General features: G+C 32.3%; 24 protein-coding genes. 23 read left to right on the forward strand and 1 reads right to left on the reverse strand.

What is annotated here, in order from left to right; all coding sequences use genetic code 11:
* Window positions 1-6: 6 nt before the first annotated feature.
* The 10 genes from aroE (at window position 7) to holA (ending at window position 8,113) form a co-directional block, all read left to right on the forward strand.
* Window positions 7-822, forward strand: a complete 816-nt coding sequence (gene aroE / locus HMPREF2864_RS01090; protein WP_002458963.1) for a shikimate dehydrogenase — start codon at window positions 7-9, stop codon at window positions 820-822.
* Window positions 816-1,106: a ribosome assembly RNA-binding protein YhbY gene (gene yhbY / locus HMPREF2864_RS01095; protein WP_002478102.1), complete on the forward strand. Its 291-nt coding sequence runs from the start codon at window positions 816-818 to the stop codon at window positions 1,104-1,106. Before aroE ends, yhbY begins: the two co-directional genes overlap by 7 nt.
* On the forward strand, window positions 1,107-1,679 hold the full coding sequence (locus tag HMPREF2864_RS01100; protein WP_070544770.1) for a nicotinate-nucleotide adenylyltransferase: 573 nt from the start codon (window positions 1,107-1,109) through the stop codon (window positions 1,677-1,679).
* Window positions 1,669-2,253 (forward strand): bis(5'-nucleosyl)-tetraphosphatase (symmetrical) YqeK, encoded by a 585-nt coding sequence (gene yqeK, locus HMPREF2864_RS01105; protein WP_070544771.1) that lies wholly within the window; start codon window positions 1,669-1,671, stop codon window positions 2,251-2,253. The genes HMPREF2864_RS01100 and yqeK overlap by 11 nt, the downstream gene beginning before the upstream one ends.
* Window positions 2,254-2,607 carry a ribosome silencing factor gene (gene rsfS / locus HMPREF2864_RS01110; protein ID WP_002458967.1) on the forward strand — a complete coding sequence of 118 codons (354 nt, stop codon included), beginning with the start codon at window positions 2,254-2,256 and terminating at the stop codon, window positions 2,605-2,607.
* Window positions 2,608-3,333: a class I SAM-dependent DNA methyltransferase gene (locus tag HMPREF2864_RS01115; RefSeq protein WP_002458968.1), complete on the forward strand. Its 726-nt coding sequence runs from the start codon at window positions 2,608-2,610 to the stop codon at window positions 3,331-3,333.
* 87 nt (window positions 3,334-3,420) lie between these two features.
* The gene (locus tag HMPREF2864_RS01120) at window positions 3,421-4,101 is read left to right on the forward strand and encodes a helix-hairpin-helix domain-containing protein (protein ID WP_002458969.1); all 681 of its coding nucleotides are present in this window, start codon (window positions 3,421-3,423) and stop codon (window positions 4,099-4,101) included.
* A gap of 302 nt (window positions 4,102-4,403) precedes the next feature.
* Complete coding sequence (locus tag HMPREF2864_RS01125) at window positions 4,404-4,865, forward strand: ComE operon protein 2 (protein ID WP_002458970.1); 462 nt, start codon at window positions 4,404-4,406, stop codon at window positions 4,863-4,865.
* 5 nt (window positions 4,866-4,870) lie between these two features.
* Window positions 4,871-7,072, forward strand: a complete 2,202-nt coding sequence (locus tag HMPREF2864_RS01130) for a DNA internalization-related competence protein ComEC/Rec2 (RefSeq protein ID WP_002492921.1) — start codon at window positions 4,871-4,873, stop codon at window positions 7,070-7,072.
* A 66-nt stretch (window positions 7,073-7,138) separates the two neighbouring features.
* Window positions 7,139-8,113 carry a DNA polymerase III subunit delta gene (gene holA / locus HMPREF2864_RS01135; RefSeq protein WP_002458973.1) on the forward strand — a complete coding sequence of 325 codons (975 nt, stop codon included), beginning with the start codon at window positions 7,139-7,141 and terminating at the stop codon, window positions 8,111-8,113.
* A gap of 47 nt (window positions 8,114-8,160) precedes the next feature.
* On the opposite strand, the gene rpsT is transcribed toward holA, so the two are convergent.
* Window positions 8,161-8,409, reverse strand: coding sequence for a 30S ribosomal protein S20 (gene rpsT, locus HMPREF2864_RS01140; RefSeq protein WP_002458974.1), 249 nt, complete (start codon window positions 8,407-8,409; stop codon window positions 8,161-8,163).
* A gap of 356 nt (window positions 8,410-8,765) precedes the next feature.
* On the opposite strand from rpsT, the gene lepA reads away from it, so the two are divergent.
* The 13 genes from lepA (at window position 8,766) to HMPREF2864_RS01205 (ending at window position 23,147) form a co-directional block, all read left to right on the forward strand.
* Window positions 8,766-10,589: a translation elongation factor 4 gene (lepA, locus tag HMPREF2864_RS01145; protein WP_002478107.1), complete on the forward strand. Its 1,824-nt coding sequence runs from the start codon at window positions 8,766-8,768 to the stop codon at window positions 10,587-10,589.
* Between the two features lie 182 nt (window positions 10,590-10,771).
* On the forward strand, window positions 10,772-11,893 hold the full coding sequence (hemW, locus tag HMPREF2864_RS01150) for a radical SAM family heme chaperone HemW (RefSeq protein ID WP_070544799.1): 1,122 nt from the start codon (window positions 10,772-10,774) through the stop codon (window positions 11,891-11,893).
* Window positions 11,894-11,995: 102 nt separating this feature from the next.
* Window positions 11,996-12,976 carry a heat-inducible transcriptional repressor HrcA gene (hrcA, locus tag HMPREF2864_RS01155; RefSeq protein WP_070544800.1) on the forward strand — a complete coding sequence of 327 codons (981 nt, stop codon included), beginning with the start codon at window positions 11,996-11,998 and terminating at the stop codon, window positions 12,974-12,976.
* 28 nt (window positions 12,977-13,004) lie between these two features.
* Window positions 13,005-13,625: a nucleotide exchange factor GrpE gene (gene grpE / locus HMPREF2864_RS01160; protein WP_002478109.1), complete on the forward strand. Its 621-nt coding sequence runs from the start codon at window positions 13,005-13,007 to the stop codon at window positions 13,623-13,625.
* 56 nt (window positions 13,626-13,681) lie between these two features.
* Window positions 13,682-15,517: a molecular chaperone DnaK gene (gene dnaK / locus HMPREF2864_RS01165; protein WP_002478110.1), complete on the forward strand. Its 1,836-nt coding sequence runs from the start codon at window positions 13,682-13,684 to the stop codon at window positions 15,515-15,517.
* Between the two features lie 201 nt (window positions 15,518-15,718).
* On the forward strand, window positions 15,719-16,852 hold the full coding sequence (gene dnaJ, locus HMPREF2864_RS01170; RefSeq protein WP_002478111.1) for a molecular chaperone DnaJ: 1,134 nt from the start codon (window positions 15,719-15,721) through the stop codon (window positions 16,850-16,852).
* Window positions 16,853-16,855: 3 nt separating this feature from the next.
* Window positions 16,856-17,794 carry a 50S ribosomal protein L11 methyltransferase gene (gene prmA / locus HMPREF2864_RS01175; protein ID WP_002458981.1) on the forward strand — a complete coding sequence of 313 codons (939 nt, stop codon included), beginning with the start codon at window positions 16,856-16,858 and terminating at the stop codon, window positions 17,792-17,794.
* Window position 17,795: 1 nt separating this feature from the next.
* Entirely contained in the window at window positions 17,796-18,548 is a 753-nt protein-coding gene (locus HMPREF2864_RS01180; RefSeq protein WP_037542905.1) for a 16S rRNA (uracil(1498)-N(3))-methyltransferase, read from the forward strand.
* 5 nt (window positions 18,549-18,553) lie between these two features.
* Window positions 18,554-19,900: a tRNA (N(6)-L-threonylcarbamoyladenosine(37)-C(2))-methylthiotransferase MtaB gene (gene mtaB, locus HMPREF2864_RS01185; protein WP_070544801.1), complete on the forward strand. Its 1,347-nt coding sequence runs from the start codon at window positions 18,554-18,556 to the stop codon at window positions 19,898-19,900.
* Between the two features lie 123 nt (window positions 19,901-20,023).
* The gene (rpsU, locus tag HMPREF2864_RS01190; protein ID WP_000048060.1) at window positions 20,024-20,200 is read left to right on the forward strand and encodes a 30S ribosomal protein S21; all 177 of its coding nucleotides are present in this window, start codon (window positions 20,024-20,026) and stop codon (window positions 20,198-20,200) included.
* A 511-nt stretch (window positions 20,201-20,711) separates the two neighbouring features.
* Window positions 20,712-21,419 (forward strand): NfeD family protein, encoded by a 708-nt coding sequence (locus HMPREF2864_RS01195; RefSeq protein WP_002492691.1) that lies wholly within the window; start codon window positions 20,712-20,714, stop codon window positions 21,417-21,419.
* Window positions 21,420-21,436: 17 nt separating this feature from the next.
* Window positions 21,437-22,423: a flotillin-like protein FloA gene (gene floA / locus HMPREF2864_RS01200; RefSeq protein ID WP_070544802.1), complete on the forward strand. Its 987-nt coding sequence runs from the start codon at window positions 21,437-21,439 to the stop codon at window positions 22,421-22,423.
* A 16-nt stretch (window positions 22,424-22,439) separates the two neighbouring features.
* Window positions 22,440-23,147, forward strand: a complete 708-nt coding sequence (locus HMPREF2864_RS01205) for a hypothetical protein (RefSeq protein WP_002458987.1) — start codon at window positions 22,440-22,442, stop codon at window positions 23,145-23,147.
* The last annotated feature ends 51 nt before the right edge of the window (window positions 23,148-23,198 follow it).

Below are 23,198 nucleotides of genomic sequence, written 5' to 3' on the forward strand. Positions count from 1 at the left end.
ATATTTATGAAATTTGCAGTTATCGGAGATCCGATTTCACATTCTTTATCGCCATTAATGCATAATGCTAACTTTAAAGCCCTTAATATGAGACATACGTATGAAGCTATTCATGTTCCAAGAGAACACTTTCATCATATTAAAGACATTATAGCCGAAAAGGAAATTGATGGTTTTAACGTGACAATACCTCACAAAGAAGCCATCATTCCATACTTAGATGTTATAGATGATACTGCTAAAAACATAGGAGCAGTGAATACCATTGCAATAAAACAAGGTAAATGGATTGGCTACAATACAGATGGTATAGGTTATGTAACTGGATTAAAGCATATTTATCCTGATATTGAGCATGCCTACATATTGATACTAGGTGCTGGAGGTGCCAGTAAAGGCATTGCCCATGAACTTATAAAATACGTTGAACCTAAAATAACGGTAGCCAATCGGACAGCTAAACGTTTTGATTCATGGACTTTAGACGTAAATAAAATTTCGTTGGAAACCGCTGAACGACATTTAAATCAATTTGATATTATAATTAATACAACGCCTGTAGGTATGTCTCAAAGTAAAGCATCAGTTGTATCACTTTCAAATTTATCACCACAAACTTTAGTAAGTGACATTGTATATATACCTGCAAAAACACCATTTTTAGACCAAGCTGAACAAAATGGTAATCCGATATATAATGGCTTAGATATGTTTATATTACAAGGAGCAGCAAGTTTTAATATATGGACTGGCCAAACTGCAAACATAAATACAATGAAGCAAACAGTAATTAATAAACTAAAAGGAGCATCCTCATGTTAACTGGTAAACAAAAAAGATATTTAAGAAGTTTAGCACATAATACGGATCCAACATTTCAAATTGGCAAATCTGGAATAAATGAAAACATGTGTAACCAAATTAGCGATACATTAGAAAAAAGAGAACTTGTAAAAATTCATATTTTACAAAATAACTTTGATGATAAAAATGATTTAGCAATACAATTAGCTAGCTCAACTAAAAGCGAAGTCGTTCAAATAATCGGGTCAATGATTGTGTTATATAAAGAATCAGAAGAAAATAAGCACATCAATTTACCTTAAATGACTAAAAAAATTGTTTTATATGGCGGACAATTCAACCCGATACACACGGCGCATATGGTGGTTGCTACTGAAGTTTATCATTTTATCCAACCAGATCATTTTTATTTTTTACCTAGTTATATGTCACCATTAAAAGATCATAAACAACACCTTAACACAAAGCATAGAATAAAAATGATTCAACTTGTTATTGATATATTAGGTTTTGGAGAGATTTGCTATGAAGAGCTGGAACGCAAAGGAACAAGTTACACTTTCGATACGATACAATCTTTGATTAGTAAAAATCAAGATGCAGAATTTTATTTTGTCATTGGAACAGACCAATACAATCAACTTGAACAATGGCATAACATCAATCAGCTTAAAGAAATAATTACATTTGTTATCGTAAATAGAGATACGTCACATCAAATAGTTAATCCGTCAATGATTTCAATAGATATTCCTAGGATAGATATTAGTTCTACCATGATACGTAATCGAGTTCAAAACAATAAAAACATCCAAGTACTCGTTCCACCAAATGTAGAAAGCTATATCAGAGAGGAAGGATTATATGAAAATTAAAAAAGCTGTCAAACTAACAAAAGAAAAGTTACCTAAAAAACGTTTCGATCATTCTTTACGTGTTGCTGAAACTGCAGTGAAATTAGCAGAAATATATGATGGCGATGTTGCTAAAGCTGAATTAGCAGGTGTATTACATGACTACTGTAAATATGATGATTTAAGTTCCATGTATCAAGTTGTAAGACAATATGATTTGGATAATGATTTACTTAGTTATGGTGGTGAGATACTACATGGCCCTGTTTGTGCTGCGTTGATGAAAGCCAAATATGGTATTGAAGATGAAGAGGTATTATCAGCGATTCATTATCATACTACAGGTCGACAACACATGACTAAAACAGAAAAATTAGTATTTATTGCAGATTACATTGAACCTGGAAGAAAAATCCCAGGAGTTGAAGAAATTCGAGATATGGCATACAATCAAGGTAGCTTAGATAAAACAATTTATGAAATTTCTAAGCGAACAGTATTATTCTTAATTGACAAAGATATTACAGTGTATGGTGCAACGATAGCATGTTTAAACTATTATAACTATAGTGATCAAAGAATAAAGGATGATTAAATGAGCTCAGAACAATTGTTAACAATGACTGTCAAAGCGACAGAAAATAAGAAAGCTGAAGATATTGTTTCTCTAGATATGAAGGGAATCAGTGATATGACTGACTATTTTGTTGTGTGTCACGGTAACAATGAACGACAAGTTCAATCCATTGCAAGAGCTGTTAAAGAAATGGCTCAAGAACAAGGTCTTAACTTGAAACGCATAGAAGGTTATGAAAGTGCACGCTGGATTTTAATAGATTTAGTCAATGTCGTTGTTCATATATTCCATAAAGACGAAAGAAGTTATTATAATATTGAGAAACTATATCAAGATGCGCCAATAGAATCATATGGTCAGGCTGTATATTAAATGATGCAATATCAAGACATGAGTAATTTTTATGATTTATTTACTCAAGACCAACCATATGACTTGTGGTTCGATATTGTTCAACAACTATCTGTAAGTTTACCTTCAAATCCCAAAATACTTGATATCGGTTGTGGTACTGGGACTTTAACATCAATGCTAACAAATATTGGTGAAGTTACAGGTATGGATTTAAGCGTGGACATGTTAGCAATTGCAACACAAAAATCTAATCAAGTTCAATGGCTTGAAGGTGATATGACTGATTTTAACTTAAATCTTTCATTTGATTTAATAACAATATTTTGTGATTCATTAAATTATTTACCTGAAACGAATGATGTTACACAAACTTTTGCTAATATTTTCAATCATCTTTCCGATGATGGTATATTTATTTTTGATGTACATACACCATACAAAATGGAAACATTATTTAATAATCAGAATTATATAGAAGAACAAAATGATACTTTTCTAGCATGGCAAGCCTTCCGTGGAGAAGTACCATTAAGTGTTTATCATGAAATGACTTTCTTTAAGCTTAATGATCATAAAAATTATCAACGCTTTGACGAATCACATTATCAAAGAACTTTCGATGAAACACAGTATCGACTAATGTTGAAGCAAGCGGGTTTCAATCATATCAAAACTTTTACTGATTTTAATATGAATGAGCATTCAGATAACGGACTCAGATTGTTTTTTATCGTTCAAAAGTAATTTTTATAGCATAAGTAGTAAATATTAAGAATTTAAATAACAAATTCAAGTAAACTCACGCTTTCTATCGTTTATATCTTTAGAGAGGTGAGTTTTTTGTTTCAATGGAAGCAACAGTTGATAAACATATTTACTAGATGGAAATATTATTTTTTAATTGCGCTAGCTTGCATAATACTATTGATAGGTTATTTTGTATTTCAGATGCATCAGCCTTCTGCAAACATGGATAATGACGGTGCCGCATTGATAGATAACGATCAACAACAAAATTCTAATGTAAAAGAGTCTAAAGATCAGAAAGGAAAAGCATCAGATTCACAAAAGAGAACAGTTTTTGTCGATTTGAAGGGAGCTGTAGAACACCCAGATGTTTATGAAATGCCGTCAACAGCAAGAGTAAATGATTTAATCAAAAAAGCAAAGTTAAAATCAAACGCAGATATTTCACATATAAATCTGTCAGAAAAGCTTGTTGACCAAAAGATGATTTATATACCGACCAAAAATGAGCAATATGTATCAACTAATAACAATCAACAACCAACAAACTCAAATGAAACTATTCAAGGGCAAAGTCAAATCAATTTAAATACTGCTAATGAAGCATCACTTACAAAAGTTCCTGGTATCGGTCCTTCAAAAGCAAAAGAAATTTTAAATTACAAAGAACAGCACGGCCAATTTACCAGTGTTGATGAATTAAAAAAAATAAAAGGTATTGGTGAAAAAACATTTGAAAAATTAAAGCAATACTTTACTGTTTAAATTTTTCTATAATAATTAGGGCACACACTAGCAAACGTGGAGTGATAACGCTTGACTACAGCCCCTGTTATGTATGACAATTTGTTTCCTTAATTACGAGGTTTAGACTGTTAGAAAGCGTTTTTCAATCGAGTGCGCGACGAGCGTAACGTAGCGAGTTTACTTTGCGTAAATGAGCAAGGTACACACTAGCAAGCGTGGAGTGATAACGCTTGACTACAGTCTAAAAAAGATTGAAAAATAATAAACAACATATATACTAAAACCATAGAACTTAGCAAAGTACATCACGGAGGTAAAAAATGGAAAGGATAAAATGGGAAGAATACTTTATGGCTCAAAGCCATTTGTTAGCATTACGTTCAACTTGTCAACGTTTATCTGTAGGAGCAACGATTGTGAAGGATAATCGTATTATTGCTGGTGGATATAACGGCTCAGTAGCTGGAGAGGTTCACTGTATTGATGAAGGCTGTTTAATTGAAGATGGTCATTGTATACGTACAATTCATGCAGAAATGAACGCGTTATTACAGTGTGCGAAACAAGGGGTATCAACTGAAGGGGCAACGATTTATGTTACTCATTTTCCTTGCTTAAATTGTACAAAGTCAATTATTCAAGCAGGTATTACAACAATTTATTATGCTCAAGATTATCATAACCATGAATATGCAATACGTTTATTGGATCAATCTGGTATTACATACAAAAAGATTCCATTTTCTGCTGAATATGTAGCAAAATATTTAACACAGTCGTGATTTAAGTGTTTTATATTGCATTAGCATTTCTTGCCGGAGCACTTTGGTATTCTAATTTTTATATTTCACTATTAATTTTTGTATGCTTACTTTATTTTGTTGCTATTAAAAGGTTAACACTTATTTGTTTTGTGCTTTCAATTTTCATTTCAATATTAAGCTACAATATCTATAGCAACCTTAACAATTCAATCAAAGAGCAGGAGATTTTTAATAAACATCATGAGCAAATCTCAGCATTTGCTCATGTCACATCAGCCATTGTCCAAAATAACGATTTTATTAAAGGACATCTTATAGTCTATAATCGAGAATATAATTATATTTACTATATTAAAAAACAAGATAAAGGTAAGTATATTCACAAGTTAAAACATTACACTTGCAAAATAAACGGCAATCTTACTCATTCAGAATCTCAAAATGCCCTTCTTGTAGTAAAAAGCATAGATTTTAAAAGCTGTAAAATAAATTCAAATCCTAATTTGATTCAACGTCACATTGATTTTATTAATAATCAGATTGTTCATTCAGGTACAAAATATCCATACCGCATTATCGCCTTAATAACTGGAGATACTTCTCAATTAAACAGTACTATAAAAGACGCTGTTAAGGACATAGGTATATATCATCTTTTAGCTGTGAGTGGCTCCCATGTTGCTGTAATCACATTGATTATTTACCAATCGCTAGTAAGATGGAATACACCACTTATTACTATTAAATTACTTTGTGTCTGCATTTTAGTTATTTTTGCTGTTGAAACTCAGTTTGCACCAAGTGCACTAAGATCAATTATTGCTATGATAATTATACTATTTAAGCCAAAAAGGACCTCACTATCAGGCCTAAATATATTAGCTTTCGTCTTTTTATTACTCCTTATCGTACAACCTGATTTTTTATATGATATCGGATTCCAATTTTCTTTCTTAATTTCGCTTTTTCTTATATTAGCACAGCCATCAATTCATCATCTGTCAAGATTAAAGGCCTTTTTTGTAATCACATATATTGCACAGTTAGGCGCATTACTTATACAAATTTACCATTTTAACCAAGTTCAATGGATTGGCATTTTGACAAACTTAATTTTCGTACCTCTATATTCCTTTATTTATTTTCCTTTAACTCTATTTTTCTTTTTAATCTCTCACATTTTCATAAATATTAAATTATTAAATTTCATCATCGATTATTTATTTGCTTTACATGACCAATTAGTATATTTCTTTTTAAAACTAAATAATTACCAATGGAACATTCCACAATTAAGTAATATGACTATAATGTTTTTAAGTATCTTAGTGATTTTAAGTTTCATCATTTTCATTCACAAAAAGTATATTCAGTCTTTAGCACTTATAATTTTAAGTTTAATCATTGTAAGCTATACTGCACATAGTCACGTACCTACATTAACTAGCTTTGACGTTGGCCAAGGTGATAGCTTGCTGTATCAAACATCAAGAAATCATAATATACTTATCGATACAGGGGGAAAAACAGCACAAAATCATTCTACAATTACACATAATATTGCCAAATATCATATTATCCCATCATTAAAAAAACGTGGCGTATCTAAATTAGATGAAGTCATTATTACACATCCACACGTTGATCATATGGGTGAATTAACTTATCTTATGCAGCATATTAGAATCAAACAACTAGTAATAAATAGTAAAAGCTTTCCTATTTCTCAATTAAATGTGATAAAAAAATGGTGTTCAAAATACAATATAATACTGATTAATGCTGATCATATCAACACTATGCACTTTGATGATTCAACAATTCAATTTTTGAGAAGTTATATTTATGACAGTCAAGATAAAAACGAACAGTCTATTGTTTTATTAATCAAATACCATTACAAAACGATATTGCTAATGGGCGACGCTAGTCAACGTAATGAAAAAATACTTATGAAAAAGTACCATTTACCTCACATAGATATTTTGAAAGTAGGGCATCATGGCAGCAAAACGAGTAGCTCTATGATATTTTTAAAACAAATTCAACCTAAAATAAGTATTATTTCTAGCGGTAAACATAACAAATATCATCATCCATCTATAGAAACTATTCATAAATTATTATCTATACACAGTAAATTATTTAATACTCAAGATAAAGGCGAAATCAGTGTGTCACTTGATTCCAAATTAACGATAAAATTAAATCATGGTAATCACTAGAGCTAAAAGATATATCAATGCTATAATTATAAGATACCTTACATAAATGAATAAGGAGATATAAGCATGCCTCAAAACTTAATTGCCGTCTATGGTGATGTTCCAGAATTAGTGGAAAAACAAAGCTTAGAAATCATTCAAACATATCTACAACAAGAAAGAGATGATTTTAATTTTGTGAAATTTAATTTATACGAACATGATATATCGACTATTATTGAAGAAACACTGACATTACCTTTCTTTTCAGAAAAAAAGGCTATCTTAGTTAAAAATGCTTATGTATTTACAGGAGAAAAAGTTCCAAAAGATTTATCAACAAACACTGATAAATTATTAGAATTTATTGATAAATATGATGGTGACAATCTTATTATTTTTGAAGTATACCAAAACAAATTAGATGAACGAAAAAAGTTAACAAAAGCGCTTAAAAAGCATGGACAAATTAAAAAAATTGAACAAATGTCAGAAGAAGATATAAAAAATTGGATTCAGCAACAATTACACGAAAATTATAAAGACATTAAACAAGATGCTTTAAATCTATTTATTGAATTGACAGGAATTAATTTTAACATTGTGCAACAAGAGTTGGAAAAGCTAATGTTGTTCATAGGGGATAGACCAACAATCAATAAACAGGATGTCAGCATAATTATCAATCGTAGTTTAGAACAGAATGTCTTTTTGCTCACTGAATACATTCAAAAGAATCAAAAACAAAAAGCAATAAATTTAGTTAAAGATTTAATTATTATGAAAGAAGAACCAATTAAATTACTCGCATTAATTACTAGTAACTACCGTCTTTATTATCAATGTAAAATATTAAGCCAAAAAGGATATAGCGCACAGCAAATTGCCAAAACGGTGAATGCACATCCATATCGCGTTAAATTAGCATTAGGACAAATACGACACTATCAATTGAATGATATTTTGGATATTATTAATGCTTGTGCTGAAACTGACTATAAGCTTAAATCTTCATATATGGATAAACAACTTATACTAGAGTTATTTATTCTTTCTATTTAAAAATAAAAAACAGTCTGGAAATGATATCCAGACTGTTAATTTAATATTTACTTTGCACTCATGAGTTGAGATTTAATTCGATCAGCTTTGTTTGAGTGGATTAAATTACTTTGAGCAGATTTATCAACTAATTTAATTGCAAAATTAACTAATTCTGCTTTGTTGTCAGCATTTGAAGCAATAGCTGCTTTAGCATTTTTTACTGCTGTACGCATCGCATTTTTTTGAGAAATATTACGTTCTTCAGCTGTTTGAGTTGTTTTCACACGTTTAACTGCAGATTTGATGTTTGGCATTACTGTCACCTCCTAAAAGTGAAGTTATCTTATCAAATTATATTTGATTGCAACAAGAAATATTTTATCAAAACTACTATGTTTGTGCAATCATTAATTGACCCTTGCGGAATTAAAACAGATATTTTACTTATTTATATTGGAATGCGTAATAGAACACTTTATAATTATACTATAAATAAAAATGATAAAAATTACTTGAGCTCATATATTTATCGATCAATTGCATGACCTTTAAAATTGAAGCATTTCAATTTCTGAAAAGACATATTTGCAAATGAATGTTAAAAACGTTATTATGTCAAAGATGTATACATATAAGGGTTAAATTTATGAAAGTGAGAAGGATTAATATAATGGATAAGCAAAATCGCTATGATAGAAGGGAAAACATCCGAAATTTCTCTATTATCGCACATATAGATCACGGCAAATCTACGTTAGCAGACAGAATATTAGAAAATACTAAATCTGTTGAATCTCGTGATATGCAAGACCAATTATTAGATTCTATGGATTTAGAAAGAGAACGTGGTATCACAATTAAATTAAATGCTGTACGGTTAAAATATGATGCTAAAGATGGACAGACTTATACTTTCCATCTTATTGATACACCAGGACATGTCGATTTCACATATGAAGTTTCTCGTTCACTTGCAGCATGCGAAGGTGCAATTTTAGTTGTAGACGCAGCTCAAGGAATTGAAGCACAAACTTTGGCCAATGTCTATCTTGCTTTAGACAATGATTTAGAATTATTGCCAGTAGTAAATAAAATTGATTTACCTGCCGCGGAACCTGAACGTGTGAAACAAGAATTAGAAGATGTTATTGGTTTAGATAAGGACGATGTTGTTTTAGCAAGTGCAAAATCAAACATTGGAATCGAAGATATATTAGAAAAAATTGTAGACGTCATACCACCACCAGATGGCGATCCAGAAGCACCATTAAAAGCACTTATTTTTGATTCTGAATATGATCCATACCGCGGAGTTATTTCGTCTATTCGTGTGATTGACGGTGTTGTAAAAGCTGGAGACCGTATTAAAATGATGGCAACTGGCAAGGAATTTGAAGTTACCGAAGTTGGAATTAACACACCTAAACAATTACCGATTGAAGAATTAACAGTTGGCGATGTCGGTTATATCATTGCGTCGATTAAAAACGTAGATGATTCTCGTGTGGGTGATACCATTACGCTTGCAAATAATCCAGCCGAACAACCATTAAAAGGGTATAAAAAAATGAATCCTATGGTTTATTGTGGATTGTTCCCAATAGATAATAGAGATTACAACGATTTACGTGAAGCTTTAGAAAAATTGCAGTTAAATGATGCGTCATTAGAGTTTGAACCAGAATCATCTCAAGCATTAGGATTTGGATATCGTACTGGCTTTTTAGGTATGTTGCATATGGAAATCATTCAAGAACGTATAGAACGCGAATTTGGCATAGAATTAATTGCCACTGCACCTTCAGTAATCTATCAATGTTTGATGAAAGATGGTTCTAAAGTGACTGTAGATAACCCAGCACAAATGCCTGAACGTGATCGTATTGAAAGTATATACGAACCCTATGTAAGAGCCACGATGATGGTACCAAATGACTATGTAGGTGCTGTAATGGAGCTGTGTCAACGGAAACGTGGACAATTTATTAATATGGATTATTTAGACGATATTCGCGTTAATATCGTGTATGAAATACCATTATCAGAAGTAGTATTCGATTTCTTTGACCAATTAAAGTCTAATACAAAAGGCTACGCTTCTTTCGATTATGAATTCATTGAAAACAAAGAAAGCAACCTTGTTAAAATGGATATTTTACTCAACGGTGATAAGGTTGATGCATTAAGCTTTATTGTCCATCGAGACTTTGCTTACGAGCGAGGTAAAGCTCTAGTTGAAAAGTTGAAAACATTAATCCCTAGACAGCAATTTGAAGTCCCTGTACAAGCTGCAATCGGTCAAAAAATTATTGCGCGTACGAACATTAAATCTATGGGTAAAAATGTGTTATCCAAATGTTATGGCGGGGACATTAGCCGTAAGCGTAAATTATTAGAAAAACAAAAAGCAGGTAAAGCTAAAATGAAAGCAGTGGGTAATGTTGAAATACCACAAGATGCTTTCCTAGCCGTCTTAAAAATGGATGATGAATAATGAAAATAGAGGTCAAGATACAAGAACACATACGTTTAAAGTTAAATAACGTTTCCACATTCGACGCTAACGTGGTCTTCAATTGAACTGAAGTAATAACGTTATTAGCTTTAGCAATAGATGTTTTTTGTCTTAGCCTCTATTTCGTTTGATTACTATGATAAAGTAGAGAAGGTGGCAAAATGACAATAAATAGTGCTTATATCCATATCCCATTTTGCGTAAGAATTTGCACCTACTGTGATTTTAATAAATATTTTATAGCAAAACAGCCAGTTGATGACTATTTAGATGCTTTAATAAAGGAAATGCATACAAGACTTAATCCAAATATTGAAACAATGTATGTTGGTGGCGGAACTCCAACTGCCTTAAATATTAAACAGTTAGAAAAGTTATTAAAAGCGATTAATAAGTTATTTACAATTTCAGGTGAATATACGTTCGAAGCTAATCCCGATGAATTAACCTTTCAAAAAGTTAAATTACTAAAAGATTACGGTGTAAATCGCATTTCAATGGGCGTACAAACATTTAAACCTGAACTATTAACAATTTTAGGACGTACACATAATACACAAGACATCTATCAAGCTGTTGACTATGCAAACAAGGTGGACATTTCTTCCATAAGTTTAGACTTAATGTATCATCTGCCACAACAAACTTTAGACGACTTTAAAGATAGTATAGAACGAGCGCTTAGTATGGATATAAATCATATCTCGAGTTATGGTTTGATTTTAGAACCAAAAACTCAATTTTATAACTTATATCGTAAGGGAAAACTAAAATTACCAAATGAAGATTTAGGCGCTGATATGTATCAGTATTTAATGCATCGTTTAAATCACTCAAAGTTTCAGCAATATGAAATATCGAACTTTGCTGAAAAAGGTCATGCTTCTACGCACAATATGACCTATTGGAAAAACGAGGAATACTATGGTTTTGGCGCCGGTGCAAGTGGCTATGTAAATGGCAAAAGATATACCAATGTTAATCCAGTAAATCACTATATCAAAGCAGTACAAGCTGATAAACCTCCAATATTATCTTCCACAATACCTACAATCAAAGAACAAATGGAAGAAGAAATGTTTTTAGGTTTAAGAATGAATAGGGGCGTTAATATTATCCGTTTCAAACAAAAATTTGACCAATCCATTTATCAAGTATTTGGTCAAACAATTCATGATTTAAGTCAAAAGGAATTAATTAAACAAAATAGTAACTATCTCGCATTAACTGAACGCGGAAAAGTCATTGGTAATGAGGTATTTGAAGCATTTTTATTAAGCTAAAAATTTTTTTACAAATCCAAGCCTTTAACATTGACTTACTTTGACCAATTTGATAAATTATAATTAGCACTTGGAAGAAAAGAGTGCTAATGAGGTGGAAACATGATTACTGATAGACAATTAAGCATTTTAAATGCGATTGTTGAAGATTATGTTGATTTTGGACAACCAATTGGTTCTAAAACCTTAATTGAAAATCATCATCTTGATGTTAGTCCAGCAACCATTAGAAATGAAATGAAATTTTTAGAGGATTTAAACTTCATTGAGAAGACACATACCTCATCTGGACGTATTCCATCTGAAGAAGGTTTTAGATTTTATGTTAATCAATTATTAGAAGATACATCTCATCAAACGTTTAAAAAAGAACAACGTTTTCATCAATTGTTGATTGAAAATCACTACGATATTTCATCGGCATTGAGTTATTTTGCAAATGAGTTGTCAACTGAATCTCAATACGCAACTTTGGTTATTCGTCCAAATCACAAACTGGATGTACTAAATAAAGTTCATTTGATTCAAGCTAACCCATTACTTGTTATTCTTATTATGATTTTTTCATCAGGTCATGTAGAAAATGTTCATATTGCAACTAAAGATAAATTATCTAGTGCTCGATTGGTTCAAATTTCAAGTTTTATTAGTGATTATTTTAATCGCCAGCGCACTTTTAATTTAATGGCCGAGTTAAACCGATTTTCGCAGTCAGATAGCGAAAAGAACTTTATTATTAAAGTCATAACAATGATGAGGCAACATATTCATAAACAAAGTAATAGCATTTACATGGGTGGAAAGGTTAAACTAATCAATACGTTAAATGAAACGAATGTTTCATCAATTCAACCTATTCTACAATATATTGAATCAAATCGAATTATGGAACTTTTAGATGATTTTGCAAACTCTCAAGTAGATGTCAAAATTGGCAAGGAGATTGACGCAAATCTGAGCGATATTTCAATTATTGCAAGTGACTATCACTTCGATGATTCGCTCAAAGGTCAGATTGCTGTTATTGGACCAACAGCAATGCATTATCAAAATGTAATTCAATTACTCAGTAGAATTTGGTAGTAATTTGGATTATTTCGGAGGGCAGAAAATGGCAGAAGAAAAAGAATCAGTGAAACAAAATAATGCTGAAGAAGTAGAACAAACAGATCACACTGTTAATGCTACGGAAACTGACGATGAAGCAAGTCAAGCTGATCAAAGTTCAGAACAGAATCAACAAGAAGAAGCAAACAATGAATCTGAAAAAATTGATCCACAAGAAGAAAAAATTAACGAGCTAGAACAATTAGCTAATGATAATGAAGAAAAATATTTGAGATTATATGCAGAGTTTGAAAATTATAAACGTCGTATTCAAAAAGAAAATGAAACAAATCGTGCATACAAAGCTCAAAGCGTGTTAACCGATATTTTACCTACGATTGACAACATTGAACGTGCATTACAAATTGAAGGTAATGATGAATCATTTAAATCGCTGCAAAAAGGTGTTCAAATGGTTCATGAAAGCTTATTAAGAGCTTTAAAAGACAATGGTCTTGAAGTGATTGAAACTGAAGGTCAAACATTTGATCCTAATGTGCACCAAGCTGTAGTTCAAGATGATAATCCAGATTATGAATCTGGTGAAATTACTCAAGAACTGCAAAAGGGGTACAAATTGAAAGACCGCGTATTAAGACCATCAATGGTTAAAGTAAATCAATAAAACGTTGACGAAAATAACCAAATATATTACAAAACGAACATTGGAGGAATTTTATTATGAGTAAAGTAATTGGAATCGACTTAGGTACAACAAATTCATGTGTCGCTATTTTAGAAGGTGACGAGCCTAAAGTAATTCAAAATCCTGAAGGTGCCCGCACAACACCATCTGTTGTTGCATTTAAAAACGGTGAAACACAAGTTGGTGAAGTTGCAAAACGTCAAGCAATCACTAACCCAAACACTGTTCAATCAATTAAACGTCACATGGGTTCAGATTATAAAGTAGATATTGAAGGAAAATCATACACACCTCAAGAAATTTCAGCTATGATTTTACAAAACTTAAAAAATACGGCTGAAAGTTATTTAGGAGAAAAAGTTGATAAAGCAGTAATTACTGTTCCAGCATACTTCAATGATAGTGAACGTCAAGCTACTAAAGATGCTGGTAAAATCGCTGGCTTAGAAGTAGAACGTATCATCAATGAACCTACAGCTGCAGCATTAGCTTATGGCTTAGATAAAACTGAAAAAGATCAAAAAGTATTAGTATTCGACTTAGGTGGCGGTACATTTGACGTTTCTATTCTTGAATTAGGTGACGGTGTATTCGAAGTACTTTCAACTGCTGGTGACAATAAACTTGGTGGTGACGACTTTGACCAAGTCATTATCGATTATTTAGTATCTGAATTTAAAAAAGAAAACGGTGTCGATTTGTCTCAAGATAAAATGGCATTACAACGTCTTAAAGATGCAGCTGAAAAAGCTAAAAAAGATTTATCAGGTGTATCACAAACCCAAATTTCATTACCATTCATCTCTGCTGGAGCAAATGGTCCATTACACTTAGAAATTAGCTTAACTCGTTCTAAATTTGAAGAATTAGCTGATTCATTAATTAAACGTACTATGGAACCAACACGTCAAGCGTTAAAAGATGCTGGCTTATCAACATCAGAAATTGATGAAGTTATCTTAGTAGGTGGCTCAACACGTATTCCAGCTGTACAAGAAGCAGTTAAAAAAGAAATCGGTAAAGAACCACATAAAGGTGTAAATCCTGACGAAGTCGTAGCGATGGGTGCTGCTATTCAAGGTGGTGTTATCACTGGTGATGTTAAAGACGTTGTATTATTAGATGTAACGCCATTATCATTAGGTATCGAAATCATGGGCGGTCGTATGAATACGTTAATTGAACGTAATACTACAATCCCAACATCTAAATCACAAGTTTATTCAACTGCTGCTGATAACCAACCATCAGTTGATATTCATGTGTTACAAGGTGAACGTCCTATGGCTTCTGACAACAAAACACTTGGCAGATTCCAATTAACTGATATTCCACCAGCTCCACGTGGCATACCTCAAATCGAAGTTACATTTGATATCGATAAAAATGGTATTGTTAACGTAACTGCTAAAGACTTAGGTACTAATAAAGAACAAAATATTACAATCCAATCTAGCTCTTCTTTATCTGATGAAGAAATTGATCGTATGGTAAAAGATGCTGAAGAAAATGCTGAAGCAGATAAAAAACGTCGTGAAGAAGTTGACTTAAGAAATGAAGCTGATAGTTTAGTATTCCAAGTTGAAAAAACAATTAAAGACTTAGGCGACAATATTAGCGAAGATGATAAGAAAAATGCAGAAGAGAAAAAAGATGCTCTTAAATCTGCATTAGAAGGTCAAGACATTGATGACATTAAAGCTAAAAAAGAAGAACTTGAAAAAGTAGTTCAAGAATTATCTGCTAAAGTTTATCAACAAGCACAACAACAAGCGCAACAAGCTCAAGGTGCTGAAGGTAACCAACAAAACGATAGCACTGTTGAAGATGCTGAATTTAAAGAAGTTAAAGATGACGAAGATAAAAAATAATAGCTAATCGTTTATAAATAAGTCATATACCATTTTAAATAGTAAGACTATATATAAACTGACAGCCAAAAAGTCAAAGTCAATTGAGCATTGGCTTTGACTTTTTATTTAACATGTTAGTTTAAATGACATTCGCCTCTCAAACAGCATTAAACAGTAGTAAGTGCTTAAAAATTTATCAATTAAAAGGAGCGAGATGAATTGGCCAATAAAAGAGATTACTATGAAGTATTAGGTGTCAGCAAAGATGCCTCAAAAGATGAAATAAAAAAAGCATACCGAAAATTATCAAAAAAATATCATCCTGATATCAACAAAGAAGAAGGTGCAGATGAAAAATTCAAAGAAATTTCTGAGGCCTATGAAATTTTAAGTGATGATAATAAACGAGCTAATTATGATCAATTTGGCCATAGTGGTCCTCAAGGAGGTTTCGGCAACCAAGGATTTGGTGGTCAAGATTTCAGTGGCTTCGGCGGTGGTTTCGAGGATATCTTCAGTTCTTTCTTTGGAGGATCTAGACAACGAGATCCTAACGCCCCACGTAAAGGCGATGATTTACAATATACAATGACTATTGATTTTGAAGAAGCAGTATTTGGTGCAACAAAAGAGATATCTATTAGAAAAGATGTAAAATGTCATACATGTAATGGTGAAGGTGCTAAACCAGGAACCAGCAAAAAAACATGTAGTTACTGTAAGGGATCAGGCCGTACTTCTGTTGAACAAAATACTATACTTGGTCGTGTAAGAACTGAACAAACTTGCCCTAAATGTCAAGGTACTGGTCAAGAATTTGAAGAACCATGTCCAACATGTCATGGTAAAGGTACTGAAAACAAAGTAGTTAAACTAGAAGTTAACGTGCCTGAAGGCGTTGACAACGAACAACAAATTCGCTTAGGTGGTGAAGGTTCTCCAGGTGAGAACGGTGGCCCTAACGGTGATTTATATGTTGTTTTCCGTGTTCGTCCTTCTAAGAAATTTGAACGTGATGGCGACGACATTTATTACAACTTGAACATTAGTTTCCCACAAGCTGCCCTTGGAGATGAAATAAAAGTACCAACGTTAAAAGGCAATGTCATGTTAACTATTCCTTCAGGTACACAAACGGGTAAACAATTTAGACTTAAAGATAAAGGTATTAAAAATGTTCATGGCTACGGTTATGGCGACTTATTCGTTAATATTAAAGTTGTAACACCAACAAAATTAAATGAAAAACAAAAAGAATTAATGCGAGAATTTGCTGAAGTTAGTGGAGAAGAAATTAAAGAACAACATTCTAATTTTAAAGATAAAGCACGTAAATTTTTCAGAGGTGAATAAGCAATGAATTGGGTAGAGCTCTCAATCGTAGTTAACCATGAAGTAGAACCTTTAGTCACTAACATTTTAGAAAATTTCGGTTCAAATGGTGTTGTTATTGAAGATTCTCATGACTTGATACAACCACCTGCAGATAAATACGGTGAAATTTATGAATTAAAATCTGAAGATTATCCTGAATTTGGCGTCCGTTTGAAGGCCTATTTTAACGAAATTAAATTTACAAAGTCTTTAGCAACACAAATAAAAAAAGAAATTTTAAATTTAACCGAATTAGATACCACAGTTTTTACTTATAATACGCAACCTGTGGCTGAAGAAGATTGGGAGAATGAATGGAAAAACTATTTCCATCCTTTTAGAGCTTCGAAACGATTTACAATTGTACCCAGTTGGGAAACCTATACCAAAGATAGTAACGAGGAACTCTGTATTGAATTAGATCCTGGTATGGCTTTTGGTACGGGTGATCACCCAACGACAAGTATGTGCTTACACGCTATAGAGAAATACGTTTCCTCTGACAAAAATGTCATTGATGTCGGAACTGGATCTGGAATCTTGAGTATTGCATGCCATTTATTAGGTGTACGGCACATCAAAGCGATAGATATTGATGATATGGCAATTAAAGTAGCAATAGAGAACTTTAAAAAGAATCACTGTGATGCTGTTATTGAAGCTAACACTGGTAATTTACTCAAAGATGAAACTAAAAAATACGATGTAGTCATTGCAAATATTTTAGCTCATATTATTGATGAAATGATAGAAGATGCTTATAATACATTAAATGAAGATGGTTATTTTATAACGTCTGGTATTATCACTGAAAAACATTTAGAAATAGAAGCACACATGAAACAGGTTGGCTTTGATATCATTTCAATTGAACAAAATAATGGATGGGTATGCCTTGTTGGTCAGAAAGCGAGTGAATAAGTTGCAACGATACTTTATTAACGAAAACGCTGATGACGGTCAGCGTTTTTTTATTCGAGATAAAAATGACCGTCATCATATTATTAATGTTATGCGCAATTGTGTTGGAGATCATATCATTATTACATTCCAAAATCAAAGCGTATTCGAGTGTGAAATTACAGATATTAATGATGAATATATTCAAATAATGCCGAAAGTCAAATTAGACATACATACTGAATTACCTCTGTATGTAACAATTTGTAGTGGGCTCATTAAGGCAGATAAGTATGAGTGGATGCTTCAAAAAGCTACAGAGCTAGGTGCCAATGAGTTTTGGGCAGTAGATATGGCGCGCTCGGTTGTGAAACTAAATCAAACAAAAGCTATGAAGAAAATTGATAGATGGCAAAAAATTGTCAAAGAAGCTGCCGAGCAAAGTTATCGACTTACTATACCTTCAGTAAAGTACATGTCGAATTTGAAAGCCGTTTATGATAAAATAAGTCATTATGACTATATTCTGATTGCATATGAAGAACAAGCAAAGCAAAATGAAAGAAGCCATTTCAGACAATTATTACAATGTTTTAAGCCAAACGATCACGTTTTAATGATATTTGGTCCCGAAGGTGGGTTAACAGAGTCAGAAATCGAGATGTTTAAGGATAATAGTCACACAGTAGGTTTAGGACCTAGAATTTTAAGGGCAGAAACAGCACCATTGTATGCACTAAGTGCAATGAGCTATGAAAATGAATTATTGGGGTGAATGACATGTCAACGGTAGCTTTTCATACATTAGGTTGTAAAGTAAACCATTATGAAACAGAAGCAATTTGGCAATTATTTAAAGAAGCAAATTATGAAAGAGTAGATTTTGAAACCAATGCAGATGTGTATGTTATTAACACATGTACGGTTACAAATACTGGAGATAAAAAAAGTCGACAAGTCATACGTCGTGCTATTAGAAAAAATCCTGATGCAGTTATATGCGTCACTGGTTGTTATGCACAAACATCATCAGCAGAAATTATGGAAATTCCAGGCGTTGATGTTGTAGTTGGTACGCAAGACCGTCATAAATTACTATCATATATAGATGAGTTTCAAAAAGAGCGCCAACGTATTAATGGTGTAGGAAACATTATGAAAAATCGCACCTATGAGGAATTAGATGTACCGTATTTTACAGATCGTACACGTGCTTCATTAAAAATACAAGAAGGCTGTAATAATTTCTGTACATTTTGCATCATACCATGGGCTCGAGGTTTAATGCGTTCTAGAGATCCGAAAAAGGTTGTTGAACAAGCCACAACGCTTGTCAATGCAGGTTATAAAGAGATTGTGCTCACTGGTATTCACACTGGTGGTTACGGTCAAGACTTGAAAAACTATAATCTAGCACAACTGTTACGCGATTTAGAAACGATTGATGGTCTAGAAAGAATTCGTATTTCTTCAATTGAAGCCAGTCAACTAACAGATGAAGTGATTGATGTCATTGAAAAATCTAATAAAGTTGTCCGTCATTTGCATATTCCGTTACAATCAGGTTCAGATAGCGTGCTTAAACGTATGCGACGTAAATACACGATGGAACATTTTTCAGAACGTCTATCAAAACTTCATAAAGCGTTGCCAGATTTGGCAGTGACAAGTGATGTTATAGTAGGTTTTCCTGGAGAAACTGATGAAGAGTTTCAAGAAACCTTTGATTTTATAGCAAAACATAAGTTTTCTGAATTACATGTATTTCCATATTCTTCACGAATCGGTACACCTGCTGCTCGTATGGATAATCAGATTGATGAAGATGTTAAAAATGAACGTGTTCACAAATTAATTGCTTTAAGTGATCAATTAGCTAAAGAATATGCTTCTAAGTTTGAAGATGACGTATTGGAAGTTATTCCTGAAGAAAAAGGTAGTTTCCATGGTTCACTGGTTGGTTATGCAGATAACTACATGAAAGTACAATTTGATGGTGATGAATCATTGATAGGTCAAATTGTCAAAGTAAAGATTGTACATGCTGATTATCCGCTAAATAAAGGTGAAGCATTAAGAGTAGTTGAACATGCTTCTAATTTATCTGAGCAAGAAGTACTAGTGTAAACTTTCCGCGCTTTACTAATTGACCGCACAATGGAGATATATTATACTAAATAAAGCATAGTCTATTGTACTATGCACATAATTATTAAAGTTCCGTTGATATTTGGAGGGAGGGAAATACAGATGTCTAAAACAGTAGTACGTAAAAACGAATCACTTGAAGATGCGTTACGTAGATTTAAACGTTCAGTATCAAAAAGCGGTACAATTCAAGAAGTACGTAAACGTGAATTTTACGAAAAACCTAGTGTTAAACGTAAAAAGAAATCTGAAGCTGCGCGTAAACGTAAATTCAAATAATTAATAGCTCTGTTGACTCCCTCAACACGAATGTTAATTATATATAAGGTTAGGACTATAAATAGGTTCCAACCAACGAAAAATGGCAATTTCTATTGAAATAACGTAGAAATTGCCATTTTGTTATACTTTTGTTTTTTAGTTTGCAAAGTTATTATCTTTTCATATATTTTAATGATGTATTGCAAAAGTATATTTGAATATGAATTATCGTTTCATGGAACTGTAGAGAAAGTAGTACCAAGCAGGGGTTAAGTGATAACAACATATTATACAAGTGATATTACAATATAAAAAATATAATTAAAAATTCTAAATGCATTTCAAAAATCATTAAACTTTATTATTTAGGTTGTTGATTTTATCAGACTCATTATATCGTTAAAAATAAATACCAGCTATTATTCATTTATTTAATATATTGTTGTTGGAAATCTTATAGATTCTCTTTTATATCCCTATAATCTTAGTCATGATTCATGTATAATCAAAATGGGAGCGAGGTGAATTTATGACAGTTATAAATGGAATACATACCTTTTTCTTGCTGAACTTTTCTTCTGATGTCTCTTGGATATTTGATGTAGCTCAAATTCTTACACATCCATTGATGACACTTATTCTGACAGTCGCTATATTTTTAGGATTTTTATATCAATTATACTCTCCTAAAATTAATTTAATAGGTGTAGTTGCAGCATTATGTTTATTACTATTATTTTTAGGATTTCTCATCAATGGCGACGTCAATTTGATATCGGTAATTTTATTTGGCATAGGGGTAATTTTTGTTATTATAGAGCTCTTTATTGTAGGTGCAGTAATAGGCTTTTTTGGCATAGTTCTAATCTCATTAAGCTTAATAATGCTTGGTGATAACTTGTTTATTATGTTATTCAATGTCATTATTGCAGTTATTCTTAGTATTGTTGAATGGGTCATTTTAGTAAAACTTTTAAATCGAAAAATACCTTTTTTTGAAAAAGTTGTACTTAAAGATTCGACAAATGCTGAAGCTGGTTATAGATCTCACGATGACCGTTCTCACTTAGTTGGCAAAATAGCTCGTACTTCTACAGACTTACGTCCAGCAGGCATTATTTTAATAAATGATGAAAGAATAGATGCTGTGTCAGATGGTTCATTTATTTTAAGAAATAAAGATGTCAAAATATTAGAAGTAGAAGGCACTCGAGTTGTAGTAAGAGAGATAGATTAATTTATAGGAGTGATTTAATGTTTAGTATTGGATTTATTGTAATTGCTATTATAATTCTTGTAGCAATTCTTATTTTATTTTCATTTGTTCCAGTTGGACTGTGGATTTCAGCAATTGCAGCAGGCGTTAAGGTTGGAATCGAAACACTCATTGGTATGCGTTTACGTCGCGTTTCGCCTAGAAAAGTAATTGCGCCATTAATAAAAGCACATAAAGCTGGTTTAAACTTAACAACTAATCAGTTAGAATCTCACTACTTAGCTGGTGGTAACGTTGATAGAGTTGTTGATGCAAACATCGCTGCGCAACGTGCAGATATAAATCTACCGTTTGAACGCGGTGCTGCGATTGACTTAGCCGGTCGTGATGTATTACAAGCTGTTCAAATGTCTGTTAATCCTAAAGTTATAGAAACACCTTTTATTACTGGTGTGGCTATGAATGGTATCGAAGTTAGAGCTAAAGCACGTATTACGGTTCGAGCTAATATTTCTCGATTAGTCGGTGGTGCTGGTGAAGAAACAATTATTGCTCGTGTAGGTGAAGGTATTGTTTCAACTATCGGTTCAAGTGAACATCATACACAAGTTCTTGAAAATCCAGATAATATTTCTAAAACTGTATTAAGTAAAGGTTTAGATTCAGGTACAGCCTTTGAAATTTTATCCATTGACATTGCTGACGTAGATATCGGTAAAAATATTGGTGCTGATTTACAAACTGAGCAGGCACTAGCAGATAAAAACATTGCTCAAGCTAAAGCCGAAGAACGTCGCGCGATGGCAGTAGCTAAAGAACAAGAAATGAAAGCAAGTGTACAAGAAATGCGTGCAAAAGTTGTTGAGGCAGAATCTGAAGTACCTCTTGCTATGGCAGAAGCACTACGCAACGGTAATTTAGGTGTCAAAGACTATTATAATTTAAAAAATATAGAAGCTGATACAGGAATGAGAAATGCTATCAATAAACATACAGACAAAGAAGACCCAGAATCACCAAAATAATTAAAGGGGTGATGTCATGAACATTGGTATTCTCATATTTGCTATTTCGGTCATCATTTCAATTATCAGTGCGATGGGGGATAAGAGTCATAAACAACGTCAGAATCAAAAACCACCTAAAAAGAAAGCTCAGTCTAAACCAACATCACGTCAACCACAAAAAGGTTCGTTCTTAGATAAAGTTGGAGATAAGCTAAATGAAATGAATGAAGAAATTTCAGGTGAACATACGAAACATAAAAAAGTACAACACGATAAAAATACCTCTCAACCTGTGTATAAAGATCGTAAATTAGAACGAGAGATTAAGGTGGAAACACAAGATAAAGCACGTCCTACAGTTCAAAGATCTTCAAGGCAACTAACACAATCTCAAAATAGCAATAATGATACCTTACAAACACAGCCATCATCAAGAGATGTTGTGAATAAGCAGCCTTCAAATCAAGATTTAGAACATACACTTATGGATGATTTAAAACGTGTTCGTTTAGATATTGATAATGAAAAAGAAAAGCAACTCGCAATGATTGAGCAAAAAGCAAAAGAAATTATTAGCGATAAATATTTATCACCTAGAGCTAAACAATATCGCTTAAAGCAATTGCTAAACACCAAATCAATCGAACAAAATATGACCCATCAAGCGCTACAATTTGATAACAATCCTGTAGTTAATGGTTTAATTTGGCAAGAAATATTGAATAAACCAAAGCAATTATAATATATAACATATTCCACTAATTAAATTGTATGTAGTGGGATATGTTATTTT

It is taken from the genome of Staphylococcus sp. HMSC059F04 (assembly GCF_001812565.1).
GTDB classification, from domain to species: Bacteria; Bacillota; Bacilli; order Staphylococcales; family Staphylococcaceae; genus Staphylococcus; species Staphylococcus lugdunensis.

Bases quoted from the DNA above. Each gene is read 5' to 3' on its own strand.
- hemW (WP_070544799.1), top strand. From the start codon at position 10,772: ATGACAATAAATAGTGCTTATATCCATATCCCATTTTGCGTAAGAATT.
- prmA (WP_002458981.1), top strand. From the start codon at position 16,856: ATGAATTGGGTAGAGCTCTCAATCGTAGTTAACCATGAAGTAGAACCT.
- dnaK (WP_002478110.1), top strand. From the start codon at position 13,682: ATGAGTAAAGTAATTGGAATCGACTTAGGTACAACAAATTCATGTGTC.
- HMPREF2864_RS01100 (WP_070544770.1), top strand. From the start codon at position 1,107: ATGACTAAAAAAATTGTTTTATATGGCGGACAATTCAACCCGATACAC.
- HMPREF2864_RS01205 (WP_002458987.1), top strand. From the start codon at position 22,440: ATGAACATTGGTATTCTCATATTTGCTATTTCGGTCATCATTTCAATT.
- rsfS (WP_002458967.1), top strand. From the start codon at position 2,254: ATGAGCTCAGAACAATTGTTAACAATGACTGTCAAAGCGACAGAAAAT.
- yhbY (WP_002478102.1), top strand. From the start codon at position 816: ATGTTAACTGGTAAACAAAAAAGATATTTAAGAAGTTTAGCACATAAT.
- grpE (WP_002478109.1), top strand. From the start codon at position 13,005: ATGGCAGAAGAAAAAGAATCAGTGAAACAAAATAATGCTGAAGAAGTA.
- holA (WP_002458973.1), top strand. From the start codon at position 7,139: ATGCCTCAAAACTTAATTGCCGTCTATGGTGATGTTCCAGAATTAGTG.
- aroE (WP_002458963.1), top strand. From the start codon at position 7: ATGAAATTTGCAGTTATCGGAGATCCGATTTCACATTCTTTATCGCCA.
- HMPREF2864_RS01195 (WP_002492691.1), top strand. From the start codon at position 20,712: ATGACAGTTATAAATGGAATACATACCTTTTTCTTGCTGAACTTTTCT.
- hrcA (WP_070544800.1), top strand. From the start codon at position 11,996: ATGATTACTGATAGACAATTAAGCATTTTAAATGCGATTGTTGAAGAT.
- HMPREF2864_RS01125 (WP_002458970.1), top strand. From the start codon at position 4,404: ATGGAAAGGATAAAATGGGAAGAATACTTTATGGCTCAAAGCCATTTG.
- floA (WP_070544802.1), top strand. From the start codon at position 21,437: ATGTTTAGTATTGGATTTATTGTAATTGCTATTATAATTCTTGTAGCA.
- HMPREF2864_RS01115 (WP_002458968.1), top strand. From the start codon at position 2,608: ATGATGCAATATCAAGACATGAGTAATTTTTATGATTTATTTACTCAA.
- lepA (WP_002478107.1), top strand. From the start codon at position 8,766: ATGGATAAGCAAAATCGCTATGATAGAAGGGAAAACATCCGAAATTTC.
- mtaB (WP_070544801.1), top strand. From the start codon at position 18,554: ATGTCAACGGTAGCTTTTCATACATTAGGTTGTAAAGTAAACCATTAT.
- rpsT (WP_002458974.1), bottom strand. From the start codon at position 8,409: ATGCCAAACATCAAATCTGCAGTTAAACGTGTGAAAACAACTCAAACA.
- rpsU (WP_000048060.1), top strand. From the start codon at position 20,024: ATGTCTAAAACAGTAGTACGTAAAAACGAATCACTTGAAGATGCGTTA.
- yqeK (WP_070544771.1), top strand. From the start codon at position 1,669: ATGAAAATTAAAAAAGCTGTCAAACTAACAAAAGAAAAGTTACCTAAA.